Consider the following 25,020-nt stretch of genomic DNA (forward strand, 5'->3'; position numbering starts at 1 on the left):
AAGAGTAACTTGGTTACTGGAGAATACCGGAACACTGCAGCAATTATCGATAAAGAAGCAATACAATGGAACATCCTTCAAGAAAGAAAACGCCTATCGGATAACGAGCTGATTTATGCAGTAGTTAAAGCAAATGCTTACGGGCACGGGGCCGTGGAAGTTGCTAAAACTGCTTTGCATAGCGGTGTAGATGGATTTTGTGTAGCGTTACTAGATGAAGGGATAGAGTTAAGAAAAGCAGGGATTACTAAGCCGATCTTGGTTCTAGGTTTGATAGATCCGAATTATATTAATATAGCTGCTGAATATCAGTTGACAGTGACAGTTGGACGTATAGACTGGATCCAAAAAGCTGAGACTAAATTAAGAGAAAGCGAAAACGCTGAATCTGTTTGCGTGCATATGGCTTTAGACACAGGAATGGGACGAATAGGCTTTAGAACTGAAAAAGAAGTGAGAGAGTGCGAAAGAGAATTACATAATAGTACCTTTTTGAAATTAGAAGGAGTGTTTACCCATTTTGCTACCGCTGACAGTGAGGATGATTCATTGTTTTTGAAGCAGCAAAAACGATTTAATGAGTTGATCAAATCATTTGATAAAGAGCCTAAAATAGTTCATACTGCAAATAGTGCTACAACTTTATTTCATCCTAAGAACTCATCTAAATTGATTCGTTTTGGAATCGCTATGTATGGATTAAATCCTTCAGGTAATCTGATGGACCCCCCGTATCCATTAAAACCCGCTTTAAATTTAATCAGTGAACTTGTACATGTGAAAAAAGTGAACCAAGGCGATTACATCAGTTACGGTGCGACTTACCAAGCACAAAACGATGAGTGGATCGGGACAGTTCCTATTGGTTACGCAGATGGATGGTCACGTGATTTACAAGGTCAAGAAGTATTAGTCGAAGGTGTACGTTGTGAAATCGTAGGAAGAATTTGTATGGACCAATTTATGATTCGACTGCCTAAAGAATTGCCCGTTGGTACAAAAGTTGTGCTGATAGGAAAAAGCAACGGAAAAGAAATAACGGTTCAAGAGATTGCGGATAAATTAAACACGATTCATTATGAGGTGCTTTGTGGAATTTCTCAAAGAGTCAAGAGAATTTACCTTTCATAAATTGTTTGTGAATGAGTTTTGAACATTGAGTGGAATATCCAAAATTCTATTTTAATGTTTTAGATTACATGTTACTATAAGCTAAAGCTAGTTATTCCGGCTTATCGGGTATTTGGTAATCTTTAGGAGGCAAATTCATGAGCAATAAAGACTTTAAAGTGGTAGAAGTACAATTAGAAGCGGATGTTTATGAACAAGTACAAGAGTACTGCGCTTTGGAGAATCTAGGAGAAGAAGAACTGGTTAGTTGTTTTATGACAAGGTTCGTTAAAGAAAAACTAAATATAATCGATACCTTGCGCAAAGGTTATTCGGAAATGGCTGGCATAAATCTTGATATATGTAACGAATTTGAGGCATGCGAGAAAGAGGTCTTTTCCCAATACTAGCACGTGCAGGTATTGTAGGAGGAGGTAACCTATGGTTAAACGCGGGGACATATATTATGCAGACTTATCCCCAGTTGTGGGTTCAGAACAAGGCGGCATGAGACCTGTACTAGTTGTGCAAAATAATGTAGGAAATCATTATAGTCCTACTGTTATTGTGGCAGCAATTACAGCAAAGATCCAAAAAGGAAAAATGCCGACCCATGTAGAAATCTCAGCTGAAAAACATGGAATTGAACGTGACTCAGTCGTTTTATTGGAACAAATAAGAACTATTGATAAACAAAGACTCAGAGAAAAAGTCACTCACTTAGACTATGCTACTATGGAAAAAATCAATGAAGCTATAGAAATCAGTCTTGGACTAGTAGCCAAATACAGTACTTAACAATTAAATATACTTATAGCGAAGAACCCATTTTCTGAATGATTTTATTGATGAAAAAGGTTCTTTTTTTGTTGTGGAAGGATTCATTAAAAGAAGCTTTTTAAGAAAGATTGTTTTTTAAAATCGATGGTGTTATGATAATAAAGTTCAACTAACGTGGTTCGTCGACCATCCCACGTAAAAAAACTAGGAGGTACATCATGAAATTAAAAACTATGGTAACGAATGCTATTGTAGCAGCTTTATATGTGGCGGTTACAACGGTTATTGCCCCCCTTTCTTATGGAGCAATCCAATTCAGGGTGTCGGAAATATTTAATCATTTAGCAGTCTTTAATCGCAAATACATAATTGGGATTATAGCAGGAGTGTTTATTGCTAATTTGTTCTCACCTTTAGGCTGGTACGATATCGTCTTTGGTACAGCTCATTCATTGATCTCTCTATTAGCGATGACAGTGTTAACAAGAAAGACAGGAAATACTTGGATCAAAATGGGAATCAACATACTTATGTTCATGTTTTTCTCGTTCATCATTGCTTGGGAATTGAAACTAGCTTTTGATGCGCCGTTTTGGTTGAATTATGTGACTGTCGCTTTTGGAGAACTAGTTGTTATGGGAATCGGAGCTCCTATTATGAAAGTATTGAATGACAAGGTCCATTTTGCTAAACGCTTAGAAGCAAAAAGTTAGTAGAAAGAAAAAAATATACCCCAAAGACCTTAGAGCCTTTGAGGTATATTTTTTATCTATCAGTCGTTGAAAAAATCAGACTTAGTTATTCAAGTTCTCTTTTTCAATGATCCGGAAACCTTTTTTATCTAGAGCCGCTGAAATTTGTTCAACCGTATCTTCAGTAATTCCTGGTTCCAAGGTAATGATCGTACGACGAATCAAGTCTTCTCTTTCTACATCTAAAGTGATGCAGCTTGAAATAGAAGCATACTTGTTAATGATTTTTGCGATAGTCGCTAAATCTCCTTTTTGGCCAGCAGATGCAATAGTCAAAACAAAACTTCCGTTGTCAATACTCCAAGATTGTTGTAGCATTGAAAGTAATGAACTATGTGTTAAAATACCATAGAAGTGGTTATCTTGATCAAGTACAGAAATGTAAGGCAACTCTTTAATAGTAAAGAAAATTTTGAAGAAAGAATCATCTAAATGAACATACTTCGTAGCGTTCTTCAACAAGTGAGTAACTGGTAAAGACATATCTCCGCCATTAGCTTTGTGGCGGTATATATGCATTTTATAAATGTTTCCTCGGAAAATTTTTCCGCTTTCGTCTACTATTGGAACACAGCGGTAGCCAGAATTTTCCAGAATGCCAATAGCTTCTTCTAATGTAACGTCTTCGTTAACAGTGGTCAGATTTTTTTTAGGGATGCAGAGTGATTTGATGAGCATTTTGCTATTCTCCTTTAACCTTTATTTAATCTTATGATACCACATTATAGAAGTTCTCAACAGCTATTTTATAGAGAAAAGTAAATTTATGTAGGATAGAAAACAACAGTAAGCTAACTAAGAAAGTAGGATGTAACAATGACTCAAAATGAAATGATGGATCGCCCGGTTATCAATAATGATGTCCGTGAATTTTTAAGAAATGCCCAGAAGCCTTTGCCAGGAGTATTAGGAGAGATTGAAAAGGATGCTCACGAAAGAAGAGTTCCCATCATCCCTCATGAGACAGTGGTATTTTTAAATTTGCTTTTAGGACAATTAAAACCTGCACAAATATTAGAAATTGGAACGGCTATCGGCTTTTCTTCAAGTCTAATGGCGCAACATGTTGCCGAAAATGGACAAGTCACCACCATTGATCGTTATGAAAAAATGTTTCAAGAAGCTAAAGAGAACTACAAAAAACAAGGGATCACAGATAAAGTAACTCTTTTAGAAGGAGACGCTGCAGATATCCTTCCTACTCTAGAAGGGCCATATGACATTATTTTTATGGATAGTGCAAAATCAAAATATTATGATTTCTTCCCTGAATGTATGAGATTGTTGAAAGTTGGAGGAATGCTGATCGTGGATGATGTTCTTCAAGGTGGAACTATTCTAGAACCTAAAGAAAATATACCGCGTAAAGTTCGTACGATCCATCGCAAATTGAATCTGTTTTTAGATGTCGTTATGAAGCATCCGTCAGTAGAATCTAGTTTATTGCCACTAGGAGATGGGCTTTTGCTGATTGTAAAACAAGATGAAACAGACTTTTCTTATTTACTAGAGGAAAAATAACAAACCAGTCAAAAATTTTAAATCTTTCATCTATCTTAATAAGCGTCATGATAACTGAGATAGATGAAAGATATATTATAATGAAAATCACTAGTGTTGCATGAAACATCGTATGTTTCACGAGCTTGCGTGTTCTATTCCAATATACAAAAAAATCCTTTATACTGAACTCGGATGACTTATCCAAGACCAATAAAAAGGACCTACGTATGGATAAGTATAACTTAAATTCTGCTTTTAATAAATGGCTTTCGGCAATTAAATTAGAACAATTACCGATTGCTATTCGTGAAAAGATTCTTACCTTTGATAAATACCAGAAGAAACTTAGTTTCTTTCGAGCTCTACAACTATTTCTTCATGCTATCAATGAAGAGAAAGAAAGCTTTAGAGATATCGATACTGCTTTTGTTTCCGAAGAACTGCAGAAAGAGATTGGGATTGACAGTATTAGTTATTCTCAGCTTTCCAGAGTTCTCTCCAAAATGGACACAGAAATTCTATTAGCTATTTTTTACCAGCTTCTTAGTCAGATTAAAAAGAACCGCCCGGTGGATAAACGAAATAGTCTCTATCTTATTGACTCTTCAACCTTTTCACTGAATCAAAATCTTTATCAATGGGCTGATTTTCGTAGAACAAAATCAGGAGTCAAACTTCACTTAAAACTCTGTTTTATGGACAATGAGCATCTTTATCCAGACGATTTTACGATAACGAATGCGATTGAACATGATACAAATCAATTAGAAGTGTTAGTCAATCAACCTGAAGCAACTTATGTATTCGATCGTGGATACCTAGATTTTGAACGAATGGATAAGATGCATTGGCAGGGCTACTTTTTTGTGACAAGAATCAAAAAAAATACGAAATTTCATGTTCTGGAAACATTCGCAGACTCTAAAAAGGATTTTATTCTCAGCGACCAAATGGTCGCATTAGGTGCTCAAAATTACCTAACTTCCCGCTTTCGGTTAGTGACTATTCAAGATCAAAAAGGGAAAATTCTTTCATTTATCACCAATCGTTTTGACTGCTCAGCTACTGAAATTGCAGAGATGTATAAAGCTCGTTGGCAAATAGAACTGTTTTTTAAACACATTAAGCAGCACATGACAATCAAAAAGTTTTTTTCAAGAAGCGAACAAGGAGTCAAGAATCAATTGATTTTAGCCATGATTGCCAGCTTATTAACCTATTTAATTCAATTAGAAACCCAAACGAATCAGTCTATTTTCCAAATCAAACGTCTTTTTCGCTATCTCATATTTCAGCCTGCAGAGAAATGGATTGAACTTTTAGTGCCTAGTTGACACACAATAAACTGTTGTCGACTGCTCATTGAATCAGCTAAATAAGCAAAATTTTTCTGGAAATAGCCATCCTTTGCGCAAGCACTTGTCTTTTTTTTATTTTTTTCCAAAAAACAACAATACAGAATATTCTGACTACTTTTATGCAACACTAGTGAATGAAAATAAGATACAGCGAATGATGTGTGAGAGATAACTATACAGTAATAGGCACTCAGTAAATAAAAATCTCTTATTTAGTATTGACGAACAAATGAAACTCTGTTATTATAAATAACGTTGCTGCTTATGCTATGTCAGCACGTTAAAATAATTGTTTTTCAAATTGTCGTTGACAAAAGATTGAAGAGCATGATATTATATTAAAGTCTTGAGAGCGAATAAACGACTGTGATGAATATTTATTCATTATTAGTAAATTTAATTCAAAATAGCTGTTGACAACTCTTTTAGATGATGATATTATATAGAAGTTGTAAAACAAGCATTGACCTTTGAAAACTAAACAAAGTAAGACGAACCAAACGTGTAAGGAGTTTCGGCAAGTGCCGAAACAACAACATTAGTGAATAATTATTCGCTAGCAATCAATTAATGAGCTTCAAGCATCATTAAGCAGTCACCTTCGGGTGACGACTTTATATGAGAGTTTGATCCTGGCTCAGGACGAACGCTGGCGGCGTGCCTAATACATGCAAGTCGAACGCTTCCTACCGGTGCTTGCGCCGGGAAAGAAGAGTGGCGGACGGGTGAGTAACACGTGGGTAACCTACCTACAAGCGGGGGATAACATTCGGAAACGGATGCTAATACCGCATAGATCTTTTTGTCTCCTGGCAGAAAGAAGAAAGACGGTTTCGGCTGTCACTTGTAGATGGACCCGCGGCGCATTAGTTAGTTGGTGAGGTAATGGCTCACCAAGACGATGATGCGTAGCCGACCTGAGAGGGTGATCGGCCACACTGGGACTGAGACACGGCCCAGACTCCTACGGGAGGCAGCAGTAGGGAATCTTCCGCAATGGACGAAAGTCTGACGGAGCAACGCCGCGTGAGTGAAGAAGGTTTTCGGATCGTAAAACTCTGTTGTTAGAGAAGAACAAGGATGAGAGTAACTGCTCGTCCCTTGACGGTATCTAACCAGAAAGCCATGGCTAACTACGTGCCAGCAGCCGCGGTAATACGTAGATGGCAAGCGTTGTCCGGATTTATTGGGCGTAAAGCGAGCGCAGGCGGTTCTTTAAGTCTGATGTGAAAGCCCCTGGCTCAACCAGGGAGGGTCATTGGAAACTGGAGAACTTGAGTGCAGAAGAGGAAAGTGGAATTCCATGTGTAGCGGTGAAATGCGTAGATATATGGAGGAACACCAGTGGCGAAGGCGACTTTCTGGTCTGTAACTGACGCTGAGGCTCGAAAGCATGGGGAGCAAACAGGATTAGATACCCTGGTAGTCCATGCCGTAAACGATGAGTGCTAAGTGTTGGAGGGTTTCCGCCCTTCAGTGCTGCAGCTAACGCATTAAGCACTCCGCCTGGGGAGTACGACCGCAAGGTTGAAACTCAAAGGAATTGACGGGGGCCCGCACAAGCGGTGGAGCATGTGGTTTAATTCGAAGCAACGCGAAGAACCTTACCAGGTCTTGACATCCTTTGACCACTCTAGAGATAGAGCTTTCCCTTCGGGGACAAAGTGACAGGTGGTGCATGGTTGTCGTCAGCTCGTGTCGTGAGATGTTGGGTTAAGTCCCGCAACGAGCGCAACCCTTATTATTAGTTGCCAGCATTCAGTTGGGCACTCTAGTGAGACTGCCGGTGATAAACCGGAGGAAGGTGGGGATGACGTCAAATCATCATGCCCCTTATGACCTGGGCTACACACGTGCTACAATGGATGGTACAACGAGTCGCAAAACCGCGAGGTTAAGCTAATCTCTTAAAGCCATTCTCAGTTCGGATTGTAGGCTGCAATTCGCCTACATGAAGCCGGAATCGCTAGTAATCGCGGATCAGAACGCCGCGGTGAATACGTTCCCGGGCCTTGTACACACCGCCCGTCACACCACGAGAGTTTGTAACACCCAAAGTCGGTGAGGTAACCTTCGGGAGCCAGCCGCCTAAGGTGGGACAGATAATTGGGGTGAAGTCGTAACAAGGTAGCCGTATCGGAAGGTGCGGCTGGATCACCTCCTTTCTAAGGATATAACGGAACTTTACACGGTTCACTTTTACTTTGTTTAGTTTTGAGAGGTCAATACTCTCAAAATAGTATATGAATTCCCGGGGCCTTAGCTCAGCTGGGAGAGCGCCTGCCTTGCACGCAGGAGGTCAGCGGTTCGATCCCGCTAGGCTCCATTGCAACTTTGTTGCAAATGAACTTTGTTCTTTGAAAACTGGATATTGTCTAATAGAAACATTTAAGTAAGAAACCGAGAAAACACCGCGTTTTAAATGAGTTTTTTAATGTTCTTATCGTAAGATAAAACAAGTAATACCAATTTAGTAATGATAGGTTAAGTTACTAAGGGCGCACGGTGGATGCCTTGGCACTAGAAGCCGATGAAGGACGGGACGAACTCCGATATGCTTTGGGGAGCTGTAAGTAAGCTTTGATCCAGAGATTTCCGAATGGGGGAACCCAACATCTTTAATAGGATGTTACTGCTGACTGAATACATAGGTCAGCAGAGGTAGACGCAGAGAACTGAAACATCTAAGTACCTGCAGGAAGAGAAAGAAAATTCGATTCCCTGAGTAGCGGCGAGCGAAACGGGAAGAGCCCAAACCAGAAAGCTTGCTTTCTGGGGTTGTAGGACTGAACACATAGAGTCATAAATGAACGTCGTAGAAGAAGCGTCCTGGAAAGGACTGCCGAAGAAGGTAAAAGCCCTGTATTCGAAACGACGTTCACTCTGATCAGTATCCTGAGTACGGCGGAACACGAGAAATTCCGTCGGAATCCGGGAGGACCATCTCCCAAGGCTAAATACTCTCTAGTGACCGATAGTGAACCAGTACCGTGAGGGAAAGGTGAAAAGAACCCCGGAAGGGGAGTGAAATAGCACCTGAAACCGTGTGCTTACAAATAGTTAGAGCCCGTTAATGGGTGATAGCGTGCCTTTTGTAGAATGAACCGGCGAGTTACGATTACATGCGAGGTTAAGTTGAATAGACGGAGCCGTAGCGAAAGCGAGTCTGAATAGGGCGAATGAGTATGTGGTCGTAGACCCGAAACCAAGTGATCTACCCATGTCCAGGTTGAAGGTGTGGTAAAACGCACTGGAGGACCGAACCCACGTACGTTGAAAAGTGCGGGGATGAGGTGTGGGTAGCGGAGAAATTCCAATCGAACTTGGAGATAGCTGGTTCTCTCCGAAATAGCTTTAGGGCTAGCCTCGGAATGTAGAATCATGGAGGTAGAGCAACTGTTTGAACTAGGGCCCCTTATCGGGGTACCGAATTCTGATAAACTCCGAATGCCATTGATTCATGTCCGGGAGTCAGACTGCGAGTGATAAGATCCGTAGTCGAAAGGGAAACAGCCCAGACCACCAGTTAAGGTCCCAAAGTTTATGTTAAGTGGAAAAGGATGTGGGGTTGCTTAGACAACTAGGATGTTGGCTTAGAAGCAGCCATCATTTAAAGAGTGCGTAATAGCTCACTAGTCGAGTGACCCTGCGCCGAAAATTTACCGGGGCTAAACATAACACCGAAACTGTGGATAGAACCATTGGTTCTATGGTAGGAGAGCGTTCTAAGGGCGTTGAAGCTAGATCGTGAGGACTAGTGGAGCGCTTAGAAGTGAGAATGCCGGTATGAGTAGCGAAAGACGGGTGAGAATCCCGTCCACCGAATGACTAAGGTTTCCTGGGGAAGGCTCGTCCTCCCAGGGTTAGTCGGGACCTAAGCTGAGGCCGAATGGCGTAGGCGATGGCCAACAGGTTGATATTCCTGTACCTGTTTGTTTTGTTTGAGCAATGGAGGGACACAGGAGGCTAAGAAATGCGTGCTGCTGGATATGCACGTCCAAGCAATGAGTCTTGAAGTGAGTGAAATGCTTGCTTCTCTAAGGATGAGTTGTGATGGGGAGGGAAATTAAGTACCGAAGTTTCTGATGTCACACTGTCAAGAAAAGCTTCTAGTGAGAAACAAACAGCCCGTACCGCAAACCGACACAGGTAGTCGAGGAGAGAATCCTAAGGTGTGCGAGAGAACTCTCGTTAAGGAACTCGGCAAAATGACCCCGTAACTTCGGGAGAAGGGGTGCTGACCATTGGTCAGCCGCAGTGAATAGGCCCAAGCGACTGTTTATCAAAAACACAGGTCTCTGCTAAATCGAAAGATGACGTATAGGGGCTGACGCCTGCCCGGTGCTGGAAGGTTAAGAGGATGGGTTAGCTTCGGCGAAGCTCAGAATTGAAGCCCCAGTAAACGGCGGCCGTAACTATAACGGTCCTAAGGTAGCGAAATTCCTTGTCGGGTAAGTTCCGACCCGCACGAAAGGCGTAACGATTTGGGCACTGTCTCAACGAGAGACTCGGTGAAATTATAGTACCTGTGAAGATGCAGGTTACCCGCGACAGGACGGAAAGACCCCATGGAGCTTTACTGCAGTTTGATATTGAGTGTCTGTACAGCTTGTACAGGATAGGTAGGAGCTATTGAAGCCAGGACGCCAGTCTTGGTGGAGGCATTGGTGGGATACTACCCTTGCTGTATGGCCACTCTAACCCTCGACCATGATCTGGTCGGGAGACAGTGTCAGACGGGCAGTTTGACTGGGGCGGTCGCCTCCTAAAATGTAACGGAGGCGCCCAAAGGTTCCCTCAGAATGGTTGGAAATCATTCGTAGAGTGTAAAGGCAGAAGGGAGCTTGACTGCGAGACCTACAAGTCGAGCAGGGACGAAAGTCGGGCTTAGTGATCCGGTGGTTCCGCATGGAAGGGCCATCGCTCAACGGATAAAAGCTACCCTGGGGATAACAGGCTTATCTCCCCCAAGAGTCCACATCGACGGGGAGGTTTGGCACCTCGATGTCGGCTCATCGCATCCTGGGGCTGTAGTCGGTCCCAAGGGTTGGGCTGTTCGCCCATTAAAGCGGTACGCGAGCTGGGTTCAGAACGTCGTGAGACAGTTCGGTCCCTATCCGTCGCGGGCGTAGGAAATTTGAGAGGAGCTGTCCTTAGTACGAGAGGACCGGGATGGACACACCGCTGGTGTACCAGTTGTTCTGCCAAGAGCATCGCTGGGTAGCTATGTGTGGAAGGGATAAACGCTGAAAGCATCTAAGCGTGAAGCCCCCCTCAAGATGAGATTTCCCATCACGTAAGTGAGTAAGACCCCTGAGAGATGATCAGGTAGATAGGTTGGAAGTGGAAGTCTAGTGATAGGCGGAGCGGACCAATACTAATCGGTCGAGGACTTAACCAAGATTTTAGGTGGATTCAACGGATCCGAACAAATGTGATAGTAGACAAATCCAGTTTTGAGAGCGCAAGGTTCTCAACATGTGTGGTGATGATGGCAAGAAGGTCACACCTGTTCCCATGCCGAACACAGAAGTTAAGCTTCTTAGCGCCGAAGGTAGTGAGGGGTTTCCCCTTGTGAGACTAGGACGTTGCCACGCATAGTTTTTATTCCGCAATAGCTCAGTTGGTAGTAGCGCGTGACTGTTAATCACGATGTCGCAGGTTCGAGTCCTGCTTGCGGAGTCTTTTTTTTTACATAAAATTACAGATCCACTTATAAAAGTGCCGCTTTAGCTCAGTCGGTAGAGCGCTTCCATGGTAAGGAAGAGGTCGCCGGTTCGAATCCGGCAAGTGGCTTTCTTAATACAAATAAGTTAAAAGTCGTACAGACGCTGGTTTACAGTGATTTGTACGGCTTTTTTTTGTGCAAAAAGACATTTAATGGTTGTTATTTATAAAAAAGGTTTTCTTTTTCCATCTGATAATGCGTATTGCTTTTGACATTCTGTTTTATGTTATATGATGTTCGTATAGATATTCTCTTATAGAGATAGAAAAGTCGGCAATATAATTTGAAAGGGGCACAAATAAAATGAAAGCATCGAAATTAATGAACACAGGTATGGATTACGCGCAAGACGCATTTGAGATGGCTAAGGATCATATGCCATCCTCTCATCATTTAGCTAAGAAGAAAATGATGATGGATGCGAAGTTAGCTAAAGGTGCTACAAAAGCAATGCCAGCTAAAGTTAAACGAATGGAACTAGCAAAAATGATTGCTTTACCTCTAGCAGGTGCTTTAGTAGCGTTATTGTTTGCACCAAAATCTGGTAAAGAATTAAGAACAGATATCAAAAGCAAATTTGTGGATGTAAAAGATACTGGTATGGAAAAAACACAAGAATTAAAAGGTAAATATAGTGCTGATGAAGAAACTTCATACGACCCTTCAGATAATTATGATGAATCTGTAGAGGCTCATGGAAATGTGCATGGAACAGTTGCAGAACCCACAGGCGATGAGACGATTCCGGCAGACAAATTAGATGAAACACTTGATGATTTAGGGTATTCATCTGAAGACGAACTATTAAATGAAGATAAATAATTTTTTAGGACACTCCAGTTTGGTCAGCTGACTTGGCTAAACTGGAGTGTCTTTTTTTAGATTTTTAAACGAGTGTGGTATCCGTACTACGCATTGCATTTCATCTTTATGTGTAGTAGAGTTATAAGTAATTAAATGTTTTGCAGGGGGACACAGTTGTGTTGAGAAGGTTAAAACCTGACCCTTTGAACCTGTTAGTTAACACTAACGTAGGGAGCACTGTTTACATATGAAATAAATATGTATTGAGCTCTCCATTATTATGGGGAGCTTTTCTTTTGTAAAACTTTTGATTGCGGGGGGACACAATTGTGTTGAGAAGGTTAAAACCTGACCCTTTGAACCTGTTAGTTAATACTGACGTAGGGAGCAATAGTGTTTTATGCACTTTTTTGACCTCTACAGCTTATTGTAGGGGTCTTTTTTATGCTTCTGTCAAAAGAGGAGGATAGAGAGGAACAATAGATTACCTAGTGTAAAAAGGTGTTTTAAGTAAAAAAGATAAATGGAGGAGTTAAAGAATGTTATCACAGATTAAACAAGCAGCACCTTTGATTCATTGTATAACCAATTATGTTGTAGCTAACTTTTCAGCTAATGGATTACTTGCAGTAGGAGCATCCCCTATCATGGCTGATGAAATAAAAGAGGTTTCTGAAGTAGTCTCTTCTTCTGATGGGTTGTTGATTAATATCGGAACCGTAAATGACTTTACGATAGAGTCTATGTTGGTTGCTGGTAAAAAAGCAAATGAATTAAATATTCCAATTGTGCTTGATCCTGTAGGTGTAGGCGCTACAGATTACAGAAAGAGAGTGGTTCGTCGTTTGTTGAAGGAAGTCAAATTCAATTTGATTCGTTGCAACGCTGGAGAATTAGCGTCTATAGCTGGAGCAGACTGGCAAGCAAAAGGAGTCGATAGTGGGGAAGGTTTTGCGAATACCGATACGATAGCTCGGGAAGTGGCTTTAAAGTATGGGTGCATGGTAGCTGTGACTGGGAGAACTGATTTTTTAACTGATGGGCATGCTGAATACCACATTTGTGGAGGGAACGAGACAGCGACACATATTACAGGGATGGGCTGCTTACTGAGCGCTATTTGTGCAGCATCGTTAGCCAGCAGTAATAGGAAAGAAGAGTTGAAGAGTCTAGCCGCTACTTTAAAGGATTACAAAAAAGCAGCTGAACTCTCTTCGGATGAAAACGGGTCGTTTATCGCTCAATTTATAGATAATGTACAAAAAATCGCGGAGGTAAAAAAATGATTTCATTAACCATTGCAGGGTCTGATTCAGGTGGAGGAGCCGGAATTCAAGCAGATATCAAAACGTTCCAAGAACTGGGTGTATTTGGAACAACAGTCATAACTGCATTAACTGATCAAAATACAAAAGGGGTTCATGGAGTTTTTAAGGTGACGCCACAGTTTGTTCAGCAACAATTGTCATCAGTGCTGGAAGATTTTTCTATCAAATCGATCAAAACGGGTATGCTCTATTCCGCTGAGATTATTGAGGCTGCAGCTGCTGTTTTAAGAGAGCAAAAGATTCCTCTAGTACTTGATCCCGTGATGATCGCAAAAGGCGGGGAAAAGCTGTTACAGAACTCAGCTGTAGAAGCATTGATTGAACAATTATTACACTTAACAACAATCTGTACTCCTAATATACCAGAAGCTGAAGTTCTTACTGGGATGTCTATTAAAGATTCAAAAGATATGGAAAGAGCAGCTCGTAGTATTCTACAAATGGGATCCGACTGGGTAGTAATAAAAGGGGGACACACAGGTGAAAAAGATGCTGTTGACCGAGTGTATGGTCACGACGCAGCTTTTACCATGACAACTCCTAGAAAAAAGACAGACCACACGCATGGGACTGGTTGTACTTTTTCAGCAGCGATTACAGCTAATATTGCCAAAGGATATACTATACCTGAAGCAATTATTGAAGCCAAAAAGTTTGTTCATTTAGCAATTAGTTATCCCCTTTTTATCGGGAGCGGAAAAGGACCCACCAATCATTTTGCTTTTAATCAACAAAAAGGAGTTTGCGAGGTGGTAGTGAATGAAGCGTGAAATGTTAGAGATATATTTTGTCATGGGGTCTAATAACTGCAAAAAGGATCCGCTTTTGGTACTCCGTGAAGCATTAGAAGCAGGCATAACTTGTTTTCAATTCCGAGAAAAGGGAGAAGGAGCATTAACAGGACAAGCGTATGAAAAGTTTGCTTCTGACTGCCAACAGCTGTGTGCTGCTTATCAAGTTCCTTTTATTATTAATGATGACGTAAACTTAGCATTGAAGTTAAATGCTGATGGGATTCATGTTGGTCAAAATGACTTAGCGATTTCTACTTTTCGTGAACAGGCTAAAGGTAAAATCATAGGAGTGTCGGTTCATAATGTTCATGATATGAGAAAAGCTATAGCTGATGGAGCGGATTACGTAGGAATTGGACCGATATACACGACTCAAACTAAAAAAGATGCCCAACCACCAACAGGAGTGACCGCTTTAAAAACTATACGAAAACAGTTCAATACGTTCCCAATCGTTGCTATAGGAGGTATAACGGAAGCAAATGCTAATAAAGTTCGTTCAGCAGGTGCAGATGGAGTAGCTTTAATATCAGCGATTTGTCATAGCACACAGATCAAAACGACAGTAGAAAACTTGCGTAGAACAGTCTAAAGCTGGGAATTGTTGTTTTCGAACAAATGGAGTAAAAATAAGAAAACTGGAAGGGTCCCTTGAGAAGTGTTAAAATAGAGTCAAATGATAAAAGGAGTGGTAGATACCATGGATTTCGAAAAAGGGGAAAATCGTTTTTACAAAAATGATGAAGCTGGAAATTTAATTGCTGAAATCACTTATGTACCTTCTGGAGAAGATAAAGTATTGGTTGACCATACTTTTGTAGACCCTAGCCTAAGAGGGCAAGGAGTAGCAGAACAATTAGTCGATCGTACTGTTCAAGAAATGAAAAATGAAGGTAAGAAGATTGTTCCAGTTTGTCCCTATGTGGTGACTTTATTTGAACGCAAGCCGGAAAAATACCAAGATATTATGGCAGACTAAATTTTATTAAACAATTAGAAAGCTGGAATTTATTCATTTTGCTGGAGTCTGAGGCCAGCAGAATGGACTAATTTCCAGCTTTTTTTGTTATTAAATATGCAAAAAATCAATATTAATGAATAATTATTAGAATAATATTAAAAATAACGAAAAAAGACGATCTTCTATTTACAAGAGATACAATATTTTATATAATTCTCTTTGTGCTCAACAAGCATTAGTCTTTAAGGCCCGTTGGTCAAGCGGTTAAGACACCGCCCTTTCACGGCGGTAACACGGGTTCGAATCCCGTACGGGTCATTTTAGTTTCAGGAATAATCACGTTCGCCGGCTTAGCTCAGTTGGTAGAGCATCGCACTCGTAACGCGGGGGTCACAGGTTCAAGTCCTGCAGCCGGCATAATACGAAAAAAACAGGTTCACAAAAGGTTTTAAAAACTTTTGTGAACCTGTTTTTTTTAGGTCGATTTACGATATGTCATAGAGATGTAGGGACAAGAAAACAGAAAAATTGATTGGAATGCACAAGTAGAGTAAGGTTAAATAAGATGATTAGTATGTATTGTAGTTGGAAAACAACAGACATAGGTCTATGCAACAAAGCAACTAAAGAGGTGATGAAATGGCATTTGATTACGATCTTGATTTTGATAAAATAAACTTCCGTAAGCAACCTGAATTATACAGAGTAGGAAGAGGAGAACAAGGCGTACTGCTGGTAGAGCCTTACAAAAGTGAGATTCTTCCTCATTGGCGATTTAAGACGCCGGAAATCGCTACAGAATCGTCTGAAAAAATTTATCAAATGTATTTAAAATATAAAGAAGATCAAGATTTCGTCGGAATGGATATGGCTAGGAAATTTCTTCAAATGGGTTACACTAGATCCAGACGCTACGCAAATTATAAGGGCGGAAGAAAATATGAGGAAAACGGCGAAATTAAGGAACGAATGATTGATGAAGAAAAAGCAAAGTCAGCTGCTATTTTTGAAAAGAAATGGAAGATCGTCAGAGAAGATGAAGATTACCTCAAATTGAAAAAAGAGCATCAAAAAAAGTATGGCTGATCAAGTAAGGTGATAAAAATACTGAGGATGTTGATAAATGACAACTATTCAAGTAATGAAACCTTCTGATATTACTCTTGTTGCTAAAATGGCGCAAGAGTTGTTCAAAGAAAATGATTTTGCTGCGTTAAAAAAAGAATTCGAGTGCCTGTCGGGAAGTAAAAAAGACACTATATTAGTTGCTAAAGAAAATAAAGGCACTGCAGGTTTTATCCATATGTCTTTAAGATATGAGTACGTTGAAGGAACCACATCTACACCTGTAGCGTATATAGAAGGTATTTATGTGAAGCCCGACTATCGTCAGCGTCATGTAGCACATAAATTGATTTCGGCAGGAGAAGGATGGGCTAAAAGTAAAGGGTGCACGCAAATAGCGTCGGATGTAGAATTGTACAATACTATTAGTCAGAAAGTTCATCAGAAAACTGGATTTAAAGAAGTGAATCGTCTTGTTTGTTATGTGAAGTCTATAGAATTGTAGCCAAAATTCAGATTAGGGCTTTTAGATCACTCTTTTAAAGGGGAGATTATTCAGGATAATGAATAATAAAACAAAAAAGCATTTTCTCTCTTGACAGAATGGTGTGTTTAATTGTATTATATTCTTGTTGCTGATTTTTGATTCTATTTTCTGCAATGATTTATTGGAGGGGTAGCGAAGTGGCTAAACGCGGCGGACTGTAAATCCGCTCCTTCGGGTTCGGCAGTTCGAATCTGCCCCCCTCCACCATTTATGGGCTATAGCCAAGCGGTAAGGCAAGGGACTTTGACTCCCTCATGCGTTGGTTCGAATCCAGCTAGCCCAGTTAAATTAAACCATGTGTGGTTTTGATGGCAAGAAGGTCACACCTGTTCCCATGCCGAACACAGTAGTTAAGCTTCTTAGCGCCAAAGGTAGTGAAGGCTTTCCCTTTGTGAGATTAGGACGAAGCCATGCTGGTTTAATTTATGAGTCATTAGCTCAGTTGGTAGAGCATCTGACTTTTAATCAGAGGGTCGCAGGTTCGAATCCTGCATGACTCATTCCTAAGACTAGAAACAGAGTTCCTGTTTCTAGTCTTTTTTTTGTTCTTTTACAGCGGTTGAATGGAAGAGTTAGAAAACGATAAAAAGAGCTCTTAACGTGTCATCAAATAACGTTATTCAAACTAAACTGTGCTATAATATGGACTGAGTGACAATTTTACACTTTTGGAGGTGTCCACATGTCAATAGATTGGTCACTACTTTTTACATGGCGCTCGTTAATCAACATCATAGATGTTTTGATCGTTGCATTTTTTATCTACCAATTGATTATTGTTGTCAGAGGAACAAGAGCTGTTCAGTTATTGAAAGGGATTGCTATTATTGTTTTGATAAAGGTTGGAAGTTATTTCTTCCAGCTGCAGACAGTAGAATGGATTGTCGATTTAGTGATTCAATGGGCTGTATTAGCCTTGATCATTATTTTCCAACCAGAAATGCGCAGGGGATTAGAACATTTAGGTAGAGGTTCTTTATTTAACCGCAAGAAAAAGAAAAAGAACCCTGGAGAAGACCTTGTATCAAGTATACTAAAGTCTGTACAATATATGAGTAAACGACGCATAGGAGCATTAATTGCGATTGAAATGGAAACGGGATTAGAAGAATATGTCAACACGGGTATTTCAATGGGTGCGGATATTTCTGGAGAATTGCTGATCAATACATTTATACCCAATACTCCATTGCATGATGGAGCAGTAATCATTCAAGATTATAAAATTGCTTCAGCCGCCAGTTATTTGCCGCTTTCTGAGAGTTCGTTGATTTCTAAAGAATTGGGGACTCGGCACAGAGCTGCAATTGGTCTGAGTGAAGTATCTGATGCTTTAACCGTTGTTGTTTCCGAAGAAACTGGGGGAGTCAGTATTACCCAAAACGGTAATTTATACCGAGATCTTTCAAGAGAAGACTTTGAGGTTTTCTTGACCAAAGCATTAGTGACGGAAGAAGAAGAACAAACGGTCAACCCTATTCAAACTTTTTTCAACGGTTTCAAAAAGGGGGCTTCTAAAAAATGATGGAAAAAATAATGAATTCTCCTTGGTTTTTACGGATTGTAGCGCTAGGTTTTGCCGCATTATTATTTACTTATGTGAATAACGAAAACAGTAAACAAATCAATGCAAATAACCGTTCAGGCGGAGCAACAGTCAACAGTACGGAAATGATCACTGATTTACCGGTTTTAGTAGATATTGACCAAGAAAAATATTTTGTTACGGGGATCCCTGATTCAGTTTCCGTTTTGTTGGAGGGATCGACAGCTATTTTGTTGAATACACTGACAACAAAAGGTTTTGATATTGTTACTCCTGATTTGAATGAGTTGGGTGAGGGAACGTACACGATCGAATTGCTGCCTTCAGGTTTGTCTGATGAGCTGAGCTACACGATCTATCCTGCTGAAGTAAAGATCACAATACAAGAACGAGTCAGCGAAAATTACGATGTATCTGTGTTATTTAATGAAGCTTCTTTAGCCAGAGGATACGAAGCCGGCGAACCTATCGTGGATTCAGAAACTGTGCTCATAGAGGGTGCAGCAGATACGTTAGGACGAATCGCTAATGTACAAGTAAATGTTTCTGCGGAGGAAAACACGAATTCTGATATTACTCAAACGTTGCCGGTCATTGTAACGGACGCAGCTGGGAATCAGTTGGACGTAGAAGTAACACCAAGCGAAGTGTCGGTTACTATTCCGGTAACATCCAACAGCAGAGATGTTCCAATGTCACTGCAACAATCTGGTACTCCCGAGTCCGGGTACACTTATGAATTAGCAATCGCTGAGGGAGAGGATACCACAGCCAATGTCGTAGCAGAAGAAGCTGTTTTGGATGCACTGGATGAAATTCAAGTACCTGTTGATGTGACAGGTGTAACAGAAAGTTCTACAGTGGAAGTGACAGTTCCTGTACCTAATGGAGCTGCTTCAGTATTGCCTGAAACCATTGAAGTAGATATTAGAGTCTCAGAGGAAGAAACTGGGAATTCTCAGCCAGATAGGACGGATGAACCTCAACCTAGTGAATCTAGTTATGCTCCTGAGAGCAGTGAAGAAGAGAGCAGTCAAGAGTCCGAGGAACGAGAATCTTCAGAAAGCTCTAGCAGCAGCGGCAGTTCAGAATCTTCTTCTGAAAGCAGCAGCGAGAGTGCAGAAGAAAACAACGACGAATAAAAATGAATAAATAATAAATAATAAATAATAAACGAATAAGCAATCTATTCAATTACTGAAAAGGAGCTTTTTGAAAATGGGAAAATACTTTGGTACAGATGGAGTAAGAGGAGTTGCAAACTCAGAACTTACACCAGAATTAGCATTTAAATTAGGACGATTTGGTGGATATGTATTATCACAACACACTGAAGGGGACGAACAACCACGCGTATTAGTTGGTAGAGACACACGTATGTCAGGTCAATTGTTGGAATATGCATTGATCTCAGGTTTGTTGTCTGTCGGAATCGAAGTGTTAAAATTAGGCGTTATCTCTACGCCAGGGGTAGCTTACTTGACTCGAGTTCAAGGAGCAGCTGCTGGAGTTATGATTTCTGCTTCACACAATCCGGCACCAGATAACGGAATCAAGTTCTTTGGATCTGATGGATTCAAATTGTCAGATGAACAAGAAGAAGAAATTGAAGCATTATTGGACCAAGAAGATACCTTGCCTCGTCCTAGCGCAGCTGGGTTAGGAAGCGTAGAAGACTATAAAGAAGGTTCTCAAAAATACACTCAATTCTTGCAACAAACGATCTCTGGTGATTTAAGCGGACTGCAAGTTTGCTTAGATGGCGCAAATGGAGCGACAAGTCCATTGATCAATCGTCTATTCGCTGATTTAGATGCTGAATTCGACGTAATGGGTGTTTCTCCGGATGGAGTTAATATCAATGAAGGCGTTGGATCAACTCATCCAGACAAATTAGCAGGAATGGTTGTCGAACAAGGAGCTGACGCTGGTTTAGCTTTTGATGGAGATGGCGACCGTATTATAGCTGTTGACGAATTAGGAAATATCGTTGACGGAGATAAAATTATGTATATTTGCGGGAAACATTTGAAAGATAAAGGTCACTTGAAAAAAGACACGATCGTTTCTACAGTCATGAGCAACTTAGGATTCCACAAAGCCGTTGAAGCAGCAGGAATGAAAGCTTTAAAAACACAAGTGGGAGACCGCTATGTAGTGGAAGAAATGCGTAAAAATGATTACAATCTAGGTGGAGAACAATCAGGACACATGGTGTTCTTAGATTTCCATACTACGGGTGACGGACTGCTTTCAGCTGTTCAATTATTGAATGTTATGAAAGAAACAGGTAAGAAATTATCTGAATTAGCAGAAGAAGTTACAGAATATCCTCAAAAGCTAGTTAACGTAAGAGTTAGCGATAAGCACGGAGCTATGGATGTTCCTGCCATCAAAAAAGTAATTGAAGAAGTTGAAGCAGAAATGGCTGGAAATGGCCGTATTTTAGTTCGTCCTAGTGGAACTGAACCATTATTGCGTGTAATGGCTGAAGCGCCAACGGAAGAACAAGTTAACAACTATGTAGACCGTATAGTAGACGTAGTAAAAGCAGAAATTGGATTAGACTAAACAGTAGTAAAAAGGCAGAAAACTGATCAAACAGTTTTCTGCCTTTTTTATTTACTGATAAAGCATTAAGGAGGAATAAAAATGGATCAAAAACGAAAAGTAGTCTTGTTTATTGCCTGCAGTCTTGATGGCTATATTGCAACCAAACAAGATGGATTAGAGTGGTTATTTAGTGTTGATGGTCAAGAAGAGAATACGGGTATTGTGGAAGAGTTTGAACAAACGATCGACACGATTATTATGGGAAGGAAAACGTATGATTGGGTGATGAACGAATTAGATGGGGAATATCCCTATGAAGATAAAGAAAATTATATCTTTTCAAGAACGGTTCCTCAAGTTTCGTCTAAAGGCATAACATTTACTGCCATAGATCCTACTGAATTGATCCAAGGATTGAAAAATCAAGCAGGAAAGAATATTTGGTTGATGGGCGGCGGTGAATTGATAGCAGATTTTCTGGAAGCTGATTTAATCGACAAAATGATTATTACGATTGCACCTATTCTGTTAGGAAAAGGAATTCCATTATTCAAAGAGGGCAATTATGAAATGGAATGGGAATTGACGAATGTTCGGCAGATCGTCCAATTTGCTGAACTTACTTTTGAAAGAAAATCCTTATAAGAAAAGCAGTTTTTATCAGAATGAGTCCTGATAAAAACTGCTTTTTAAAAAGTTTTAATCCTTAGTTGTTTCAAATGGAAGCCATCCTGGAGCAAGTTGGATATATTCCCACATAGCGTCAGGGATAACCAACTCTTGCTGATCAGAATATGAGATGGTTTTACGAATAGTGTCTTCTTTTCCGGAAAATACTTTATCTGCCCAATCCGGTTCTACGATCAGTTCACGTCCTAAAGCTACAATAGGAACGCCCATGTCTAAAACGGCTGCGGCATCTTCTGGCGTTTTAACAGAACCCACACCAATCAATGGAATAGAGTCGCCTATTTTTTCATGGATCAATTGCAAGACAGGAGTTTGATCGCTTTTATCGCGCATCGAACTTTGGAAAGCTGATCCTGTAGAGATATGGATGTAATCTAGTCCTGTATCTTTTAACTTGTCCAAGAATGCTAGTGTATCTTGTAAAGTGATACCTGGCTCTTCAAGTTCTTCTGGAGAAATACGATACCCGAAGATGAACGGTTTTTCAGCATAGGTTTGAATAGCTTTTTTAGCTGCTGCAATAACCTCTAATGGGAAGTTCATTCGTTTTTTAAGAGTTCCGCCCCAATGGTCTGTACGGCGATTTGAATGAGGGGAGAAGAATTGTTGGATCAAATACGTATTAGCACCATGAAGTTCAACCCCATCAAATCCAGCTTGAATAGCTCGACGAGTGGCTTCGCCAAAAGCTTCAACCAATTCACGAACTTCTGAGTCTGGTAATTCTCTTGGTTCTTCTGCCCCTTCTCTTAGGGCAGGAACTGCACTGGCACTTACCGGTTGTACTCCTTTCAAAGAAGTACGATCTCCCATACGGCCTACGTGGAAGATTTGTAAAATGGCTTTAGAGCCTGTACTTTGGATAGAATCAGCTAATTTAGACAAACTTTCAATCCGATTATCTGATGCTGCGCTAAGTGAACCGGCAAATCGCCCGTCTTCGCGAACTTGCGCACAAGAAGTGATAACAGCACCTAGTCCTTTCGCACGTCGGTTAAAATAAGTTAATTCATCCGAAGTGACCATCCCGTTGACAAAAGAAGACTGGGTCGTCATAGGCGCCATAACAATTCGGTTCTCAATCGTAGCTCCTGAAGCAAACGTAAAAGGTTCAAATAATGATTGATAAGACTCTTTCATTCTAATTAATCCTCCTATAAGTAAAAACGTGATATGTGTGAACAATGAAAAGTATACCCAACGTACTTACAAAAGTATAGTATATTGAATTTCAGGTCATCAAAAGAGCCGAAAAAACCAACATTTATCGGCTCTTTTGATGTTTATTAATTTAATGAGATTCAAACCAGTCAGAGACAGCTTTCAAACGGTCGATACGCAAGTTTGGCAAACCATTACGAGACAAACCGTGACTGGATTTAGGGAAAGTCATGAATTGAGTTTCCACTCCTTGCCGCTTCATAGCGATGTAGAATTGCTCTCCTTGCTCTTTTGGACAGCGCAGATCATCATCGCTGTGTAAGATCAAGATAGGTGTTTTAGCGTTTTTGGCATGAGCTAAAGGAGACATTTCCCATAACTTAGTAACATTGGATAAATCATTCTGCAGTTGGAACTGCACAAAGAAAGGTCCGACATCACTGGTTCCATAAAAACTGATCCAGTTTGAAATAGAACGTTGTGTGACCGCTGCTTTGAAGCGGTCTGTATGTCCTACGATCCAGTTAGTCATAAAGCCTCCGTAACTTCCTCCAGCCACATATACTGATTCAGCATCGATTTCAGGATGAGCAGCTAATACAACATCTGTCCCCAACATCAAGTCCTGGTAATCCTTATTCCCGTAATCTCCTAAGATAGAGGCTACGAATTCTTGACCATATCCATTTCCGCCACGAGGGTTCAATAAAATGACCCCATAGCCTTTTGCTGCCAAGGATTGCATCTCATGGAAGAAGGTTTCGCCATAGCTGACTTGCGGTCCACCATGAATATATAGCACTGCAGGATGAGATGATGTTCTATCTTCAGGAGCTAAATACCACCCTTGGATATCCCAATCATCAGCGCCTTTATACCAAAACATCTCTGGTTTTGTAATGGTATATTCTTTTTCAAAGGCTTGATTAGGGTTATACAAATCGTTCAATTCACCGGTAGTCAAATCAATCACTCCTAATAAACTCGGGCGAGTAGGTGAAGAGTAAGTTACCGCAAACTGATTAGAACCAGCAAAAACGGCTCCATCGGTCAAGTGCAGAGGCTGATCAAAAATCACAGTAATATCTCCTGAACGAGTTCCTTTATACAATTTGATTTTCCCGTGTTCAGTTGTGGAGAAGACAAACTCTTCATTAGTTAGCCATATAGGATCGATGCCATTGACTTGCTGCTGGAAGTCGCCTACTAAGACATCGCCTAATTCGATATCGTGCTCTGCAGTTAAGCAAGTTAACTTTTGGGAGGCTATGTCATAGCCATAGAGTTTATTTTGAGAAACGAAAGCATATTCGAAATCATTTCCAATCAATAACAAATAGTCTTCTTCAGGAGACATAGCAGCAAAGCGAAAACTTCCTTTAGAAATAGAATCAGTCAATGAACGGCTTTCTTTAGAAGATACATCATACCAATAAACCGTTTGTCCGTACGCCCATTCATCGTCAGGAAGCAATTCATCTGCATAGATTAAATAACTTTCGTCTTTAGAGACATAATTCAAGCAGACAGGGTCTTTACGAGTCATGATGGTAGTAAGAGTTTTAGTCGCAATATCAATTTTCTTAATATGGTAATCTCGATCAGCAGGAAGGATACCTGCTCCATCTAATTTATAAGTCAATTTAGTGATAGTAGTTGCTTTAGGTAATGTGTCCGCTTTGTCAGCAGCAGTTTTTTGTGAAGAGTCATCCAGCTTTTCTTCTACAGTCAGATCGGTAGAAGTTTGATAATAAATACTGGAGCCATTTGATGTCCAATGGTAATTAGAGACTCCTTCTTTTTCATCTGTCAGCTGTATTGAAGTACCTCCATCTAATGGCATGATCATGAGCTGCATTTTTTTATCTTTTGTTCCGTTGGATAAAAAAGACAGCCATTTCTGGTTTGGAGAAATTTCAACGGCTGTATTAACCGACCCGTTATCACCCCAATCACGACGTTTTTTTGTCTTCGTATCCAAACTTTTGATTGCTGTATGATATGTATTTTCTGGTTTATCTATCTGAGTTTCTAAATAAAAAATCGTATCTTTCCATGTGACGGGCTGTGAGACATTCTTCAGTTCATATAAACTTTCGGTGGTTATTTTTTTCATTACTTTCCTCCTGAAAATAAATTTTGAATGGATTTAACTGCTTTATTAATTTGTTCTAATTTTCCACTTACTTTCTTATCATTATTATGCTTCTTATAAAGAAGTAATTCAAGTAGAAATAAAAAGAAGTTTGAGTGAGGCAAAGAGAGCTGATTTCACATTTGCAGTCATTTATTGGTACAATAAGAAGTGAGATAAACCTATTCCTAATGGATACAAATGTA

General features: G+C 40.3%; 20 protein-coding genes, 8 tRNA genes, 4 rRNA genes and 3 riboswitches. Of the genes, 29 read left to right on the forward strand and 3 right to left on the reverse strand.

Annotated elements, in window-relative coordinates:
* Nucleotides 1-9 precede the first annotated feature (9 nt).
* The 4 genes from alr (at nucleotide 10) to LMF32_RS07655 (ending at nucleotide 2,603) form a co-directional block, all read left to right on the forward strand.
* A complete protein-coding gene (gene alr / locus LMF32_RS07640) occupies nucleotides 10-1,131 on the forward strand; it encodes an alanine racemase (protein ID WP_230524399.1) in 1,122 nt (373 codons plus the stop codon).
* 137 nt (nucleotides 1,132-1,268) lie between these two features.
* The gene (locus LMF32_RS07645) at nucleotides 1,269-1,520 is read left to right on the forward strand and encodes a hypothetical protein (protein ID WP_092481222.1); all 252 of its coding nucleotides are present in this window, start codon (nucleotides 1,269-1,271) and stop codon (nucleotides 1,518-1,520) included.
* Nucleotides 1,521-1,551: 31 nt separating this feature from the next.
* A complete protein-coding gene (locus tag LMF32_RS07650; RefSeq protein WP_230524400.1) occupies nucleotides 1,552-1,908 on the forward strand; it encodes a type II toxin-antitoxin system PemK/MazF family toxin in 357 nt (118 codons plus the stop codon).
* 150 nt (nucleotides 1,909-2,058) lie between these two features.
* Nucleotides 2,059-2,104: riboswitch (PreQ1 riboswitch) on the forward strand.
* Nucleotides 2,105-2,108: 4 nt separating this feature from the next.
* Complete coding sequence (locus LMF32_RS07655; protein WP_230524401.1) at nucleotides 2,109-2,603, forward strand: QueT transporter family protein; 495 nt, start codon at nucleotides 2,109-2,111, stop codon at nucleotides 2,601-2,603.
* An 81-nt stretch (nucleotides 2,604-2,684) separates the two neighbouring features.
* On the opposite strand, the gene cbpA is transcribed toward LMF32_RS07655, so the two are convergent.
* Nucleotides 2,685-3,320, reverse strand: a complete 636-nt coding sequence (gene cbpA / locus LMF32_RS07660; protein ID WP_188205457.1) for a cyclic di-AMP binding protein CbpA — start codon at nucleotides 3,318-3,320, stop codon at nucleotides 2,685-2,687.
* 138 nt (nucleotides 3,321-3,458) lie between these two features.
* Between cbpA and LMF32_RS07665 the strand changes: the two genes are divergently transcribed.
* The 25 genes from LMF32_RS07665 to LMF32_RS07785 all read left to right on the forward strand — a co-directional run bounded on the left by LMF32_RS07665 (nucleotide 3,459) and on the right by LMF32_RS07785 (nucleotide 21,474).
* Nucleotides 3,459-4,163: an O-methyltransferase gene (locus tag LMF32_RS07665; RefSeq protein WP_230524402.1), complete on the forward strand. Its 705-nt coding sequence runs from the start codon at nucleotides 3,459-3,461 to the stop codon at nucleotides 4,161-4,163.
* A gap of 209 nt (nucleotides 4,164-4,372) precedes the next feature.
* The gene (locus LMF32_RS07670) at nucleotides 4,373-5,479 is read left to right on the forward strand and encodes an IS4 family transposase (protein ID WP_230524403.1); all 1,107 of its coding nucleotides are present in this window, start codon (nucleotides 4,373-4,375) and stop codon (nucleotides 5,477-5,479) included.
* 638 nt (nucleotides 5,480-6,117) lie between these two features.
* A 16S ribosomal RNA gene (locus LMF32_RS07675) occupies nucleotides 6,118-7,668 on the forward strand.
* A gap of 88 nt (nucleotides 7,669-7,756) precedes the next feature.
* Nucleotides 7,757-7,829 (forward strand) — tRNA-Ala (locus LMF32_RS07680).
* Nucleotides 7,830-7,985: 156 nt separating this feature from the next.
* Nucleotides 7,986-10,904 (forward strand): 23S ribosomal RNA (locus LMF32_RS07685).
* 80 nt (nucleotides 10,905-10,984) lie between these two features.
* Nucleotides 10,985-11,100, forward strand: a 5S ribosomal RNA gene (gene rrf, locus LMF32_RS07690).
* The 16S, 23S and 5S rRNA genes sit together here with 3 tRNA genes alongside, the layout of an rRNA operon.
* A gap of 11 nt (nucleotides 11,101-11,111) precedes the next feature.
* A tRNA-Asn gene (locus tag LMF32_RS07695) sits at nucleotides 11,112-11,185 on the forward strand.
* A 41-nt stretch (nucleotides 11,186-11,226) separates the two neighbouring features.
* Nucleotides 11,227-11,299 (forward strand) — tRNA-Thr (locus LMF32_RS07700).
* A 235-nt stretch (nucleotides 11,300-11,534) separates the two neighbouring features.
* Complete coding sequence (locus tag LMF32_RS07705; RefSeq protein WP_092480475.1) at nucleotides 11,535-12,053, forward strand: YtxH domain-containing protein; 519 nt, start codon at nucleotides 11,535-11,537, stop codon at nucleotides 12,051-12,053.
* 134 nt (nucleotides 12,054-12,187) lie between these two features.
* Nucleotides 12,188-12,286: riboswitch (TPP riboswitch) on the forward strand.
* A gap of 54 nt (nucleotides 12,287-12,340) precedes the next feature.
* Nucleotides 12,341-12,439, forward strand: a riboswitch (TPP riboswitch).
* A gap of 135 nt (nucleotides 12,440-12,574) precedes the next feature.
* On the forward strand, nucleotides 12,575-13,321 hold the full coding sequence (thiM, locus tag LMF32_RS07710) for a hydroxyethylthiazole kinase (protein ID WP_188205102.1): 747 nt from the start codon (nucleotides 12,575-12,577) through the stop codon (nucleotides 13,319-13,321).
* Nucleotides 13,318-14,133, forward strand: a complete 816-nt coding sequence (gene thiD / locus LMF32_RS07715) for a bifunctional hydroxymethylpyrimidine kinase/phosphomethylpyrimidine kinase (protein WP_230524404.1) — start codon at nucleotides 13,318-13,320, stop codon at nucleotides 14,131-14,133. Before thiM ends, thiD begins: the two co-directional genes overlap by 4 nt.
* Nucleotides 14,123-14,749 (forward strand): thiamine phosphate synthase, encoded by a 627-nt coding sequence (gene thiE / locus LMF32_RS07720; RefSeq protein ID WP_188205101.1) that lies wholly within the window; start codon nucleotides 14,123-14,125, stop codon nucleotides 14,747-14,749. The genes thiD and thiE overlap by 11 nt, the downstream gene beginning before the upstream one ends.
* Before the next feature lie 108 nt (nucleotides 14,750-14,857).
* The gene (locus tag LMF32_RS07725) at nucleotides 14,858-15,136 is read left to right on the forward strand and encodes a GNAT family N-acetyltransferase (protein ID WP_092480479.1); all 279 of its coding nucleotides are present in this window, start codon (nucleotides 14,858-14,860) and stop codon (nucleotides 15,134-15,136) included.
* A 228-nt stretch (nucleotides 15,137-15,364) separates the two neighbouring features.
* Nucleotides 15,365-15,436, forward strand: a tRNA-Glu gene (locus tag LMF32_RS07730).
* Nucleotides 15,437-15,462: 26 nt separating this feature from the next.
* A tRNA-Thr gene (locus LMF32_RS07735) sits at nucleotides 15,463-15,535 on the forward strand.
* A 222-nt stretch (nucleotides 15,536-15,757) separates the two neighbouring features.
* Nucleotides 15,758-16,204, forward strand: coding sequence for a DUF4385 domain-containing protein (locus LMF32_RS07740; protein WP_188205100.1), 447 nt, complete (start codon nucleotides 15,758-15,760; stop codon nucleotides 16,202-16,204).
* Between the two features lie 37 nt (nucleotides 16,205-16,241).
* Complete coding sequence (aac(6'), locus tag LMF32_RS07745) at nucleotides 16,242-16,688, forward strand: aminoglycoside 6'-N-acetyltransferase (protein ID WP_218147497.1); 447 nt, start codon at nucleotides 16,242-16,244, stop codon at nucleotides 16,686-16,688.
* Between the two features lie 165 nt (nucleotides 16,689-16,853).
* Nucleotides 16,854-16,937, forward strand: a tRNA-Tyr gene (locus tag LMF32_RS07750).
* Between the two features lie 4 nt (nucleotides 16,938-16,941).
* Nucleotides 16,942-17,013: transfer RNA gene (locus LMF32_RS07755), tRNA-Gln, on the forward strand.
* Between the two features lie 15 nt (nucleotides 17,014-17,028).
* A 5S ribosomal RNA gene (gene rrf / locus LMF32_RS07760) occupies nucleotides 17,029-17,144 on the forward strand.
* A gap of 13 nt (nucleotides 17,145-17,157) precedes the next feature.
* Nucleotides 17,158-17,230 (forward strand) — tRNA-Lys (locus tag LMF32_RS07765).
* 182 nt (nucleotides 17,231-17,412) lie between these two features.
* Nucleotides 17,413-18,255: a diadenylate cyclase CdaA gene (gene cdaA, locus LMF32_RS07770; RefSeq protein ID WP_092480481.1), complete on the forward strand. Its 843-nt coding sequence runs from the start codon at nucleotides 17,413-17,415 to the stop codon at nucleotides 18,253-18,255.
* Complete coding sequence (locus LMF32_RS07775) at nucleotides 18,252-19,418, forward strand: CdaR family protein (RefSeq protein ID WP_230524405.1); 1,167 nt, start codon at nucleotides 18,252-18,254, stop codon at nucleotides 19,416-19,418. Before cdaA ends, LMF32_RS07775 begins: the two co-directional genes overlap by 4 nt.
* A 76-nt stretch (nucleotides 19,419-19,494) precedes the next feature.
* Entirely contained in the window at nucleotides 19,495-20,847 is a 1,353-nt protein-coding gene (glmM, locus tag LMF32_RS07780; RefSeq protein WP_230524406.1) for a phosphoglucosamine mutase, read from the forward strand.
* An 81-nt stretch (nucleotides 20,848-20,928) separates the two neighbouring features.
* Nucleotides 20,929-21,474 (forward strand): dihydrofolate reductase family protein, encoded by a 546-nt coding sequence (locus tag LMF32_RS07785; RefSeq protein ID WP_230524407.1) that lies wholly within the window; start codon nucleotides 20,929-20,931, stop codon nucleotides 21,472-21,474.
* A gap of 54 nt (nucleotides 21,475-21,528) precedes the next feature.
* Here the strand turns inward: LMF32_RS07785 and LMF32_RS07790 are convergent, their stop codons facing one another.
* Both LMF32_RS07790 and LMF32_RS07795 read right to left on the reverse strand, forming a co-directional pair.
* A complete protein-coding gene (locus tag LMF32_RS07790; protein ID WP_230524408.1) occupies nucleotides 21,529-22,659 on the reverse strand; it encodes an NADH-dependent flavin oxidoreductase in 1,131 nt (376 codons plus the stop codon).
* Nucleotides 22,660-22,810: 151 nt separating this feature from the next.
* Nucleotides 22,811-24,796 (reverse strand): S9 family peptidase, encoded by a 1,986-nt coding sequence (locus LMF32_RS07795; RefSeq protein WP_230524409.1) that lies wholly within the window; start codon nucleotides 24,794-24,796, stop codon nucleotides 22,811-22,813.
* Between the last annotated feature and the right edge of the window lie 224 nt (nucleotides 24,797-25,020).

The organism is Desemzia sp. C1 (assembly GCF_020882875.1).
In the GTDB taxonomy this organism is placed as follows: Bacteria; Bacillota; Bacilli; order Lactobacillales; family Carnobacteriaceae; genus Desemzia; species Desemzia incerta.

Excerpts from the sequence above, each read along its gene's own strand:
- LMF32_RS07645 (WP_092481222.1), top strand. The coding sequence starts at position 1,269 with ATGAGCAATAAAGACTTTAAAGTGGTAGAAGTACAATTAGAAGCGGAT.
- LMF32_RS07650 (WP_230524400.1), top strand. The coding sequence starts at position 1,552 with ATGGTTAAACGCGGGGACATATATTATGCAGACTTATCCCCAGTTGTG.
- LMF32_RS07655 (WP_230524401.1), top strand. The coding sequence starts at position 2,109 with ATGAAATTAAAAACTATGGTAACGAATGCTATTGTAGCAGCTTTATAT.
- cbpA (WP_188205457.1), bottom strand. The coding sequence starts at position 3,320 with ATGCTCATCAAATCACTCTGCATCCCTAAAAAAAATCTGACCACTGTT.
- LMF32_RS07665 (WP_230524402.1), top strand. The coding sequence starts at position 3,459 with ATGACTCAAAATGAAATGATGGATCGCCCGGTTATCAATAATGATGTC.
- LMF32_RS07670 (WP_230524403.1), top strand. The coding sequence starts at position 4,373 with ATGGATAAGTATAACTTAAATTCTGCTTTTAATAAATGGCTTTCGGCA.
- LMF32_RS07705 (WP_092480475.1), top strand. The coding sequence starts at position 11,535 with ATGAAAGCATCGAAATTAATGAACACAGGTATGGATTACGCGCAAGAC.
- thiM (WP_188205102.1), top strand. The coding sequence starts at position 12,575 with ATGTTATCACAGATTAAACAAGCAGCACCTTTGATTCATTGTATAACC.
- thiD (WP_230524404.1), top strand. The coding sequence starts at position 13,318 with ATGATTTCATTAACCATTGCAGGGTCTGATTCAGGTGGAGGAGCCGGA.
- thiE (WP_188205101.1), top strand. The coding sequence starts at position 14,123 with ATGAAGCGTGAAATGTTAGAGATATATTTTGTCATGGGGTCTAATAAC.
- LMF32_RS07725 (WP_092480479.1), top strand. The coding sequence starts at position 14,858 with ATGGATTTCGAAAAAGGGGAAAATCGTTTTTACAAAAATGATGAAGCT.
- LMF32_RS07740 (WP_188205100.1), top strand. The coding sequence starts at position 15,758 with ATGGCATTTGATTACGATCTTGATTTTGATAAAATAAACTTCCGTAAG.
- cdaA (WP_092480481.1), top strand. The coding sequence starts at position 17,413 with ATGTCAATAGATTGGTCACTACTTTTTACATGGCGCTCGTTAATCAAC.
- LMF32_RS07775 (WP_230524405.1), top strand. The coding sequence starts at position 18,252 with ATGATGGAAAAAATAATGAATTCTCCTTGGTTTTTACGGATTGTAGCG.
- glmM (WP_230524406.1), top strand. The coding sequence starts at position 19,495 with ATGGGAAAATACTTTGGTACAGATGGAGTAAGAGGAGTTGCAAACTCA.
- LMF32_RS07785 (WP_230524407.1), top strand. The coding sequence starts at position 20,929 with ATGGATCAAAAACGAAAAGTAGTCTTGTTTATTGCCTGCAGTCTTGAT.
- LMF32_RS07790 (WP_230524408.1), bottom strand. The coding sequence starts at position 22,659 with ATGAAAGAGTCTTATCAATCATTATTTGAACCTTTTACGTTTGCTTCA.
- LMF32_RS07795 (WP_230524409.1), bottom strand. The coding sequence starts at position 24,796 with ATGAAAAAAATAACCACCGAAAGTTTATATGAACTGAAGAATGTCTCA.